The organism is uncultured Muriicola sp. (assembly GCF_947258935.1).
Lineage (GTDB): Bacteria > Bacteroidota > Bacteroidia > Flavobacteriales > Flavobacteriaceae > Muriicola.
Map to the genome: position 1 here is coordinate 36,914 of NZ_CAMYKH010000012.1, position 10,969 is coordinate 47,882.

13 protein-coding genes and 1 pseudogene are annotated in these 10,969 nt (G+C 39.1%); 5 read left to right on the forward strand and 9 right to left on the reverse strand.

The window, feature by feature from the left end:
• Nucleotides 1-858: methylmalonyl-CoA mutase family protein (locus Q0X72_RS03545; RefSeq protein ID WP_297762077.1), on the forward strand; the 858-nt coding region annotated here is incomplete at its 5' end.
• 72 nt (nt 859-930) lie between these two features.
• Here Q0X72_RS03545 and Q0X72_RS03550 read toward each other — a convergent pair.
• Nucleotides 931-1,368: a hypothetical protein gene (locus Q0X72_RS03550; protein WP_297762079.1), complete on the reverse strand. Its 438-nt coding sequence runs from the start codon at nt 1,366-1,368 to the stop codon at nt 931-933.
• A gap of 121 nt (nt 1,369-1,489) precedes the next feature.
• Between Q0X72_RS03550 and Q0X72_RS03555 the strand changes: the two genes are divergently transcribed.
• Together Q0X72_RS03555 and Q0X72_RS03560 are read left to right on the forward strand one after the other, a co-directional pair.
• Nucleotides 1,490-1,942, forward strand: a complete 453-nt coding sequence (locus Q0X72_RS03555; RefSeq protein WP_297762081.1) for an Lrp/AsnC family transcriptional regulator — start codon at nt 1,490-1,492, stop codon at nt 1,940-1,942.
• Nucleotides 1,943-2,080: 138 nt separating this feature from the next.
• Nucleotides 2,081-3,523 (forward strand): alpha/beta hydrolase, encoded by a 1,443-nt coding sequence (locus Q0X72_RS03560; RefSeq protein ID WP_297762083.1) that lies wholly within the window; start codon nt 2,081-2,083, stop codon nt 3,521-3,523.
• Here Q0X72_RS03560 and Q0X72_RS03565 read toward each other — a convergent pair.
• Entirely contained in the window at nt 3,510-4,259 is a 750-nt protein-coding gene (locus tag Q0X72_RS03565; protein ID WP_297762085.1) for a DJ-1/PfpI family protein, read from the reverse strand. The genes Q0X72_RS03560 and Q0X72_RS03565 overlap by 14 nt on opposite strands.
• 2 nt (nt 4,260-4,261) lie before the next feature.
• Complete coding sequence (locus Q0X72_RS03570) at nt 4,262-5,464, reverse strand: MFS transporter (protein ID WP_297762088.1); 1,203 nt, start codon at nt 5,462-5,464, stop codon at nt 4,262-4,264.
• Nucleotides 5,465-5,600: 136 nt separating this feature from the next.
• On the opposite strand from Q0X72_RS03570, the gene Q0X72_RS03575 reads away from it, so the two are divergent.
• Nucleotides 5,601-6,257 (forward strand): DUF1684 domain-containing protein, encoded by a 657-nt coding sequence (locus tag Q0X72_RS03575; RefSeq protein WP_297762090.1) that lies wholly within the window; start codon nt 5,601-5,603, stop codon nt 6,255-6,257.
• Nucleotides 6,258-6,331: 74 nt separating this feature from the next.
• Here Q0X72_RS03575 and Q0X72_RS03580 read toward each other — a convergent pair whose 3' ends face one another.
• The 5 genes from Q0X72_RS03580 to Q0X72_RS03600 form a co-directional block, all read right to left on the reverse strand.
• The gene (locus Q0X72_RS03580) at nt 6,332-7,384 is read right to left on the reverse strand and encodes an outer membrane beta-barrel protein (protein ID WP_297762091.1); all 1,053 of its coding nucleotides are present in this window, start codon (nt 7,382-7,384) and stop codon (nt 6,332-6,334) included.
• A gap of 110 nt (nt 7,385-7,494) precedes the next feature.
• A complete protein-coding gene (locus Q0X72_RS03585; RefSeq protein ID WP_297762093.1) occupies nt 7,495-8,745 on the reverse strand; it encodes an ammonium transporter in 1,251 nt (416 codons plus the stop codon).
• Nucleotides 8,746-8,778: 33 nt separating this feature from the next.
• Nucleotides 8,779-9,117, reverse strand: coding sequence for a P-II family nitrogen regulator (locus Q0X72_RS03590; protein ID WP_297762095.1), 339 nt, complete (start codon nt 9,115-9,117; stop codon nt 8,779-8,781).
• A gap of 265 nt (nt 9,118-9,382) precedes the next feature.
• Nucleotides 9,383-9,754 carry a fluoride efflux transporter CrcB gene (gene crcB, locus Q0X72_RS03595; protein WP_297762097.1) on the reverse strand — a complete coding sequence of 124 codons (372 nt, stop codon included), beginning with the start codon at nt 9,752-9,754 and terminating at the stop codon, nt 9,383-9,385.
• Nucleotides 9,755-9,771: 17 nt separating this feature from the next.
• Nucleotides 9,772-9,951, reverse strand: a complete 180-nt coding sequence (locus Q0X72_RS03600) for a hypothetical protein (RefSeq protein WP_297762099.1) — start codon at nt 9,949-9,951, stop codon at nt 9,772-9,774.
• A gap of 345 nt (nt 9,952-10,296) precedes the next feature.
• Between Q0X72_RS03600 and Q0X72_RS03610 the strand changes: the two are divergent.
• Nucleotides 10,297-10,605 (forward strand): annotated as a pseudogene (locus tag Q0X72_RS03610) (hypothetical protein); the annotation flags it as partial.
• Nucleotides 10,606-10,653: 48 nt separating this feature from the next.
• Here Q0X72_RS03610 and Q0X72_RS03615 read toward each other — a convergent pair.
• Nucleotides 10,654-10,969, reverse strand: a 316-nt coding sequence (locus tag Q0X72_RS03615) for an aminotransferase class IV (protein ID WP_297762103.1), incomplete at its 5' end; no start/stop codon positions are given.

The following is a 10,969-nucleotide window of genomic DNA, read 5'->3' on the forward strand; positions in this document are numbered from 1 at the left end:
AGGGGAATGGATATCAACAAATTTGGACCTAATCTGTCCTTTTTCTTCTCCAACGGTGTTGATCCTGAATACGCTGTGATAGGCAGGGTAGCGAGAAAGATCTGGGCAAAGGCGATGAAGGAAAAGTACGGTGCCGATCCCAGAGCTCAAATGCTCAAATATCACATACAAACTTCAGGTAGAAGTCTTCATGCGCAGGAGATCGATTTCAATGATATCAGAACTACACTTCAAGCACTTTATGCAATCTATGATAATTGCAACTCTTTGCATACTAATGCGTACGATGAGGCTATTACTACTCCTACGGAAGAGTCTGTAAGAAGAGCCATGGCCATACAGTTGATCATCAACAAAGAACTTGGATTAGCAAAAAATGAAAACCCCATACAAGGGTCCTTTATTATAGAGGAACTGACAGATCTTGTTGAAGAAGCCGTGTTGTTAGAATTTGACCGTATAACAGAACGCGGAGGCGTCTTAGGTGCTATGGAAACGATGTATCAGCGTTCCAAGATCCAGGAAGAAAGTCTGCATTATGAAACCTTAAAACACAATGGTGAATATCCTATCATTGGAGTTAATACGTTTTTAAGTTCAAAAGGGTCACCTACAATTCTTCCCGTAGAGGTTATCAGAGCTACGGAGGAAGAAAAGCAAGTGCAATTAAAGACATTGCAACGCCTGAAGGCACTACATAAGAAAAAAGCGCAGAAGGGCCTGCAGGAATTACAGGAGTCTGCTGTACACAATGAGAATATCTTTGAGAAACTTATGGAAGTCTCTAAATTCTCCTCCTTGGGACAGATTACTCAGTCGCTTTTTGAAGTAGGTGGCCAGTATAGGCGAAACATGTAACAAAGCGTCAGCTTACTGCGCTAAGTTTCAGACTGCTTTAAAAAGATGAGTTTAAAAAGAATGAGTTTAATCCTAGCCGAGATATTCTCTAAAATTCCAGGTTTCAGAATGATGTCCGTAATGGGCAATAGACTTGCGCCATTTTTTAAAGGATTTTCTGAAAATTCGGATCTCTCGTTTTAACAGTTGAAGATATTCCTTTTCACGAACTCCGTCTTGTTCAAGGCCCTTGCAATAAGCACTTATATTGCGGATCATGATCCCAATAAAGGTCGCACTCTTCATTCTGTCACTTACAGAATCTGATGTTTCTGCCCGTGCTATTTGCTGTGGGATCAAAACAGCATCCGTAAGTAATGAGTCTGCAATATGATCGCGAAGACTTTGAGATTGGTACAATGTAAGCATGTTTTTGTTGTAGGTAACAAAAGATGCAAGCTCCCTGCTTAGGGTGCAAAGTTCCAATGCTTTTTGGTAGACCGGTAAGGATCCAAGATTTTGGTGGGACATGATTCTTTTTCAGCAAAATTAATTACCTTAAAATTAGCTGCTATTTATCGCAAATTGCTTTAGATAATAAAGAGATATTGTATATTTGCTTTATAAACTAAGTAATTCGTAGTTAAAAAATTTGAAATCAGCGATAGATCATCTTAACTGGGGAATTTTACAATGCTTACAAGAAAATTCTCGCGAATCCTTTGCCAGTATTGGCAGGAAGGTAGGTCTTACTCCGCCAGCCGTAGCCGAACGTGTTAAGAAGATGGAAGACCTGGGAATTATAGATGGATATTATGCCAGAGTTTCCCATGCCATGGCAGGGTATCAACTTAAAGCAATCATTACATTAAAAGCCTTTATGGGGAAGTTAAAACCTTTCCTGGAATTGGTGGTTACCCTGGATGAAGTGGTGAATTGCTATCGGATCACTGGCAATGAGAACATTATTATGGAGGTGGTCTTACGAGATCAATTCCATCTCGAAAAATTCATAGATAGACTGATCTTGTATGGGGAAACACGGACGCATATTATTTTGTCTGATGTGGTGGCCGATGCTCCAATAAAAAAGAGAAAGGGATAAGAAATATTGTTTAATTTAGAGTATTGGTGGTATCTTTAAATAGATCCTGCTAGTTATAATGAACAGAATTTCGGACAATGAACTTCTTTTCGCGGGTCATGATCCTAATTTGGCCAGATTTTTGAGGAATAGTTTGCTATGAAAAAAATGATTCTTCTTTTTACCCTGATCGCTTTTTGCGATCTTTTCCTGCTTCAGGGACAAGATCTGATCATCAAGAAAGGTGTTATTCAAGATTCTATCAGGATCAATGATACGATCCCGGAAACTTTTGCTGTCTATTTGCCTGCCAGTTATGAGCCTGTAGGTACCTGGCCCGTTATTTTCGCTATGGACATGCAAGGAAGAGGGAAACAGGTGATACATATGTTTCGGGAGGTGGCGGAAAAGGAAGGCTATATTGTGGCGGCTTCTAATAGTATTCAAGACAGTCTTTCTATAGTACAGAATACCCTGATCGCAAGTCGGATGTTCAATACCGTCTATAGCCTATTTCCAATTCACAAGCAACGTACTTATACAGCGGGATTTGGAAATGGGGCCAAATTTGCCTCCATCATTCCCTCCATTATAAGGCCTGTAGAAGGAGTTATTTCCATTGGTTCAGGCATTCCGTATAAAGAACTCATAGATCCCAAAAAGCCCTTTCAATTTGTTGGTATAGTTGGCAGATCCGATTTTAATTTCAATGATCTTTCTGATGAACAAAGTATGAGTTCTACAGTAAAGAAATTTATGGATAAACGGATTTTGAATAACTATCTGCTGGTTTTTAACGGAGGGTCAGAATGGCCAGATAGTTCTTACCTGCAAAGAGCCGTAGAGATACTTACGCTTAAATCAATGAATAAGAATAATATTCCAAAAGACTCCACTTTCATAAGTAGTATATACAATCGGGATTTCTCTACCTTAAATAATTTTGTAACCGCAAATGACTATTTGGGAGCCATGTACCTTGGAGATGAGATGTTAACAAAGTTTAAGGGCCTGCTGAATTTAGATGAGTTAAAAAAACGTGTAAAACTGATCTCAAAAGTAAAAGAATACTCCATCCAGAATAGAAAACAAAAACGCATTTTCCAAAAAGAATATTTCATAAGGTACGATTTTGACTACAATTTAAACGATGACGTACTCACTTTGAACTATAACAACCTGGGGTGGTGGAATTATCAAATGGGTGAGATCAGAAAATACAGCAATAGTGCTGATCCTTTAGAAAAGGAGATGGGAATGCGACTCATGGGATTTATTAATGCCCTGATAGAAGACAATATTAATTTGGAATTGGCTCAAAATCCGGTAAATGAGGAAGCGCTAAGTTATTTATGGATGGTAAAGACCATAACAGCGCCCAAGGAGTTTGATAGTTACCTCAAAATTATATCCGATAGCGCTAAGTATGAAGATTTTGGGACCGCCTTATTCTATCTTGAAGAATTGCTGAAGAATGGCTATAAAGACAAGTCGGCCCTCTATTCTTTGGAACATACTGCCTTACTACGGATCACTCCTGAATACAATAAGATCATTGATAAATATCTCAAAGACGCACGCTACGAAATTATTGAAGAATAAGGGAAGGTACCTGCTCCAGATCCCATTGAATTACTAGGCCTTTTGCCAGGGAATTGGCGATCTCTTTTCCGTATAGATATTCACATAAATAAAGTGCGGCCTCAAAACGTTTAGCGCCTCCGGCGGATGTAATATACTTGCCGTCGTGAACAAAGAGCACACTGTCTTTTACCCGAAGGGTAGGGAACATCTCCCTATATGTGTTTATGTCACTCGGAAAGGTTGTGGATATAACAGAATCTAACAATCCTGCTTTTGCGAGAACAAATGCTCCATCACAATGAGAGGTAACAAATTGCGCTTTCTGGGCAGTCTTATAAACGAAGTTTATCATTACACTATCTCTCAGGTCTGTATTGAGATGATGTTCTGCACTGGGAACTACCAAAATGTCTATTGGTGGCAGAGAATCCCTGGTATAATCAAAATCTGGAAGGATACGTACCCCTTCAAAAGTTCGGACCGGTTCCTTTGTATTAGCCACAGTGAAGGTATTCATTGCTTTGATGCCTAGCCTATATTGGGTATGCTGAAAAATATCATAAGGCGCAGTAAACTCGGTATTGTAGGTCCCGTCCATTATAAGAAAGGCAACGTTATAGCGGTTCGGTTCCAAGATAACTTCATGTAAAGGATATAACAACTTTTCTGGTTGCTTCTGGTTGGTTTCTCCGCATCCAATTAGCAAAATCAAAATAAGGCACGGCATCATGCAAATGGTAATGATTGTTTTCATCTTTATCTTTTATGTTTTAAACGCATTCGTAATCCCATCAATAGAATTATTCCCAGAACACCAATGATCATTGCACCATACCAGGTAGATTTAAAGCCCAGATGTGCTATGGATAACATACCACTATTATGGGCAAAAATATGAGAAATGGAAAAAGAAATACTGTAGAGTGCCATATACTCGCCTTGTTTGCCTCTTCTGGATCTATCCATGGCAAAGGCATTAGAAAATGGAAAAGCGATCATTTCTCCAACAGTCATAAAGACCATTCCTATCACTAGAAGTCCTATCCATGAACCGAATGTTAGAAAAAAGAAACTGAAAGCGGTAAGTACAAGACCTATGATTATTTGGGTCACCTTTGAAAAGGGGCGAGATTCTAAGTATTTAATAAGAGGCATCTCAAATGCGAAGATCAGGAACCCATTCATGGCCAATAAAAGGCCAATTTGAAACTCGCTCAAAGTGCGTTCGCTGCTATAAAAAAGGGGTACAGTGGAAAAATATTGAACGAAAATAAAGCCAAACAAGATCATGGCTCCAATAAAAAGCAAATAGGATGTATCCTTGTAAGCCGAACTGGGAGATGTATTTTTTAGGGTATCAACCTCTTTCACCTTTTTTGGATGCAGCACAAAGAGCAATAGTATCCCTGCCAATATGCATGTAATACCATCTATCCAAAATAATCCAAAATACCCTATAGAGGCAATGATGACTCCCCCAATAGCGGGTCCAGCCGAAAAGCCAAGATTGATCGCCAATCGTATCAGGGTAACTGATCTGGTCTTGTTCTCCTGTTTGCTATAGGCGCTCAAGGCAACAAAGGTGGCGGGTCTAAAGGCGTCAGCAACAACCATTAAGATGAATATTCCAAAACAAAAAGCTACGAACGATTCAAGAAGCTGAACCCATATAAACAAAAGGCCAGTTAGCAGGAGACTAATAAACATTACTTTGTAGTACCCGAAAATATCAGTGAGTTTTCCCCCTAACCAGGATCCAACTAAAGAACCCAATCCAAAACAGCTCATGATCACACCTACATTTTCCAAAGTAAAACCTCTGTCCTGAGTTAGATAAAGGGATAAAAAGGGAATTACCATGGTTCCGGCCCTGTTAATAAGAGTTACCAATGCCAGCCACCATACTTCTTTGGAAAGACCCCTGAAGGAATTAATATAGGAAGTATACAAAAATTGCATTATCAGAGGTCTTTAATGTTTGTTGACCAGGCGTACCTATGATTCAATAAGAGAAAGAGGTTATATCTGTTTAATTAAGCTGATCAAATCTAGCCAAAAAAAAACCTAAATTGTACTTTTGATACCAAATAGGGATATGATACACAGCGTTCTAATGAGAGGGGTGATACTCGGTCTGTTTTTGCTCATATTGGGCTGCGGTGATGGGAAGAAATACCATGATGATGATCAAAGTGAGCCAGTACTTTCATCGAATAATGACCTAACTTCAATCATAGAATTTCAAAGGGATTTGAATAAAGAGTTTTCGGATCCGGTAACTTCACCTTTGCCAGATCGGTATAGAAAGGACTTTAATGGCTTAGATTTTTTTAAGCCAGATACTACATTTGTGGTAAATGCGACTTTTACCAGAACCCCGGATGCTATACCTTTTTTAATGCCCACCAACACAGACCGGATGTCTAAAGAAGTAATTTTTGGAATTGTGTCTTTTCAACTTAAAGGAAACTCATACCAACTGGAAGTATACCAAAATGAGGAATTGAAGGAGGACGAAGGTTATGAAGACTATCTGTTTCTGCCTTTTACGGATGCTACCAATGGAAATGAGACTTATGAAGGTGGGCGTTATATAGATCTAAGGATCCCTGAAGGTGACGAAATAGTGATTGATTTTAATAAGGCATACAATCCCTATTGTACCTATAATAAAAAATATTCCTGCCCTATTGTACCCAGTCAAAATGCGCTGGATATAGAAATATTTGCGGGTGTAAAGGCATTCAAGTAGTGCCATCAGAAAGCCCCGGCAATCTTGCCGGGGCTTAATCAACTCAACGAACTAAACAAAACTAATATAATAGCTTAAAAAGAGTACACTGCTGCGAGCACAAAAGAAGACAGGCTTTTCATAGAGGCACCATCCGTATCTAAGAAGGCGTCATCCGAAGCATTATCTAACCTAAGTTCTGGCTTTATCATGAGGTCGCCAATGGTTGCACTTCCTGTTAGAGTTAATGCCAATACACTAGAATCATCGACACCTGTTCCGATGGCTCCAAAGTCTCCTGTCTCAACAAAATATTCACCTCTTAGACCCAAAGTAAAGGTTTCTGAAGTTTTGTACTGAGGATATAAAGCCCCACCTGCAAATCCGGTATCGTCAGCCCCATCAAAATAAGCGGCATTGATGCCCAGGTAAAAGTCCTCGCTTAGATCAAATCCTCCGGTGTAATCTATTTCGAAATTACCATCGTCAGAAATTAAATTCAAATACTGACCGCTGTAGCCCAATTGAGCCCCATAGGCATATTTTCCATTAGGGTTAAATTCGGTAATGTCTGTAGGATTCATTACTGCCAACATTAATGACCAATCACTTCCTAAATCGAAATCGGCTTTAAGTCCGGTGTGACTAAATGGCCCATATGAGAAAAGATATGAGGTACTGTAATTAAAATTACCTGCTGGTGAAATTACTTCATAACCAAGGAAGGTGTTAAAATTCCCAAAGGTTAAGGTTACTTTATCACTTACGTTCCAATACACATATAATTGGTTCACAATATTCCCGGTAGCCGAGTAAAGCGGAGATGCAAAAATGGCATCCGTACCACGCGGACCAAAAACCAGATCGGCCACAAAACCTACATCTTCGCCTTCATAGCTGGCAATGACATTGGCCATTCCAAGGGCAAAACCAGGTAAATTTGCAAATGAACTTCCCGGGGCAGAGTAATTGGCACCAGAATTGGCTGAGTTCAAATTAGCCCGGTAATAGGCATCTACAGTTCCGCTAAGGCTGAACTTCTTTACTTCAGTTGTTTCTTCTTCCTGTGCGAATGTTGCCGTTGCCATTAAGAGAAGGGCCAGGAGAAATAAATTTTTTGCGTAATTTGTTTTTATAATCGTTTTCATAATTCAATGTTTGTAATTTCCTTTAATAGGATGTTAATAACTGTTTTAAGTTGAAATATTTGAAAATGTTATGAACGGAGTGTTCTGCAAAACACTCCGTTCTTTTTATTTTAATGTTGATTCATTCTAAAGTCCGAATAGGCGTCCATTCCATGCTCATGTAAATCGAGTCCATCTAGTTCTTCTTCCTTAGACACTCTGATACCTACTGTTTTCTTTAAGGTAAAGAATATGATGAAGGCAGCTAAGGAACAGAAAGTTGCGGCGGCTCCAACACCTGCCAATTGGTACAAGAATTGGTCGCCTCCTGCTTTGGCTCCGAAGATACCAACGGCCAGCGTTCCCCACATACCGCAAATAAGGTGAACGGTGACAGCTCCAACAGGATCGTCTAATCTGATTCTATCGATAAATGCTACCCCAAGAACAATGATGAATCCGGCAATAAGGCCAATTAAAACTGCCTCATTGGGTGACATAAGATCGGCGCCGGCAGTAATACCTACCAGACCTCCCAGGATACCATTAAGGAACATCGTAAGATCTAAATTCTTGTGAAGTATAGTAGATAGGATAAGAGCACCCACTCCACCTGCTGCTGCTGCCAAACTTGTAGTTACAAGAACAAGGGAAGTTAGTTCCGGATCACCTGAGAGCACAGAGCCACCATTAAATCCAAACCATCCTAACCATAGTACCAGAACCCCTGCGGTTGCCAGCGGAATGTTATGTCCAGGGATTGCCTGTGGTTTACCTTCATCACTGAATTTACCGATACGAGCTCCCAGCAGATAGATACCTATAAGTGCTCCCCATCCTCCGACAGAGTGAACCAGGGTAGAACCTGCAAAGTCGTAAAAACCTTCGTCACCACCTAGAGTAGAAAGGAATCCACCTCCCCATTGCCATGATCCTACAATTGGATATACCAATCCAACATATATGATTGTAAATATCATAAAAGGTCCAATTTTCATTCGTTCGGCCACGGCTCCTGAAACAATAGTAGCTGCCGTTGCGGCGAACATTCCCTGAAACAGGAAGTCGGTCCACCAAGTGTACCCACCATCTGCATATTCGGGAGTCATTCCATTTTCGGGAGCTGCTATTCCAAAACCTGCAAAATCCAGAATACCTAAGGAACCATCTGCAAAACCGGGGTACATTAGGTTAAACCCACCAATGTAGTACATCAGTAACCCTACGGTAATGATAAAGATGTTCTTAAATAGAATATTGATTGTGTTCTTTTGACGTGTAAGCCCAATTTCCAAAAAGGCAAACCCGGTGTGCATGAAGAATACCAGTGCGGTACAAATCATCATCCATATGTTGTTAGCTGTAAATATTCCTGCGTCCATTTTTCAATAGTTGTTTGTTAGTTATTTCTTTATTTAATTGATACCCTTATATCCGTTCTCTTGAGTTCTGATCCTATAGGCCTCTATTACGTCTGAGACAAAGATCTTTCCGTCTCCTACATTTCCGGTATAGGCAGATTCTAAAACAGTTTTGATGGTTTTTTCCAGGAAATCATCAGAAACTACTATTTCTAAATACCGTCTCTGAATGTCTGTGGTACTATACGAGATACCTCTATAGACATGTCCCTGTTTCTCATTGCCAACTCCTGTCACATCCCAGTAACTAAAGAAGTTCACTTCAATTTCATGAAGTGCTTTTTTCACATCATCAAATTTTGATTTTCTAATAATTGCTTCTACTTTTTTCATTGTATTAGTTTATTGTTGAAGCGCCAAAAGTAGTTTAAATAAAATAACCCCTAAAAAAATAGGGGTATATATCTTAATTTTTATGATTATTTGAAAATATACCCTTAAATAATTAGGGTATGGCATTCATAAGTTGATAATTTGTCTATATGATGATTTTGTAGGGGAGTTTTAACATTATGTGTAAGAAGATGTTGTTTTGCACAAAAAGAATAGGGTATACTGAAAGAATCTCCTATATGATAAAGGATTAAAAGGTGTGGACTCAGAGGATCTTTGAAAGCCAAAGGCCAAGGGCAACGGCAAGGACGCCTACTACTATGCTACTTAGGGTATAGAGAAGAAAAGAAGTGATCTGTCCTTCACGCAACATTCCGTAATTTTCAAGGGCAAAGGAAGAGAAGGTGGTAAAACCACCACAAAAACCAATAGTAATAAACAAAATGGTGTTATTGCTAAGCGCAGTAGATTTGGCAGATAATCCTAGTATGATCCCAATGATCAAACAGCCCAGGATATTTACACCAAATGTTCCTATAAAGAAGTTAGAAGTATATGGGTTGAGTGTTTTGCTTAGAAGGTATCGAAGTCCGCTACCAATTCCACCTCCAAGGAATACCAGCAAAAATTGTTTCATCTCCTAAAGATAGGAATCTAAATGGCTTTTCTGTATTCTGAAGACGACAAATCTAATGGGAATACCTTGTCTTTGGAATCCTGAGATTTATCTTTAGAAAAATCGTTTTGTTTTCGTCCGCTGCTGACTATACTAAAGGATAATAGAGCAGCATTTACTAGGACCAAAATAAAGAAAATGGTAAAAAAGGTTGTCATTTATCGGATTTCTTTGAACTTATAACGCAAAAGTACTTGCATTTGTTATAGTATACGATTGAAATCCATTTTAAGTTGTGAGAATAGTGATTTTTGTGGTGTAGATAAAATAAGTGTTAATTTTTGAGCCATTCCTTAAGAATAAAAAGGATAATTATGAATAAGATAAACACGATACCCACCCACTTAACTCCTTTATAATTTTTTGAATGTAGTTTCTTGTCTTTTTTGTAGGAAAGGAAGATTACAATCGCAAAAAAAAACACAAAAAAGGCTGCGAAAATTAATTGTCCTGTACTAAACATATGTATATTTTAGCGCAAAACTACATTAAAAAGANNNNATTTAGGTACTGCAAAGAATCAGCTTCGATTTAATCTCATGGATGAGGAGAATAAGGAGTATTATGAGGCTGCCGAAAATAATGATCTTGTGGAGGTGGCAGATGCCTTAGGTGATATGCTATATATTTTGTGCGGAACAATACTAGAACATGGTATGCAGCACATTATCGAAGAGGTTTTTGAGGAGATCCAGCGGAGCAATATGAGCAAGTTGGGAGCAGATGGCCAACCTATTTACAGGGAAGATGGAAAAGTATTAAAAGGTCCGGATTATTTCAAACCCAATATTAAGAGTATCCTGGATAAATAAAAGAGCACCCAACAAGTGTGCTCTAATATATATGACAACTAAAATCTCTTATAAAACCTGGTAGCGCCAATTGAAAGGATCATCAGCTCTGTTGTACTGAATATCCGTAATGCGTTTCTTTAAATGATCTGCGTAACTATTTTCAATTTCCGGCAGCGTATAGTCCTTATCTCTATGACCAAAACCTGAAATTGGTGAAATTACAGCGGCTGTACCGGCCCCAAATATTTCTTTAAGGCTGCCATTTTTTGAAGCTGTCACCAATTCTTCTACCCTTATCTTGCGGATCTCTACAGGGATCCCCTCAGCTTTTGCTAGATCTATCACGCTTTTACGGGTAACACCATCGAGGATACGGTCACTC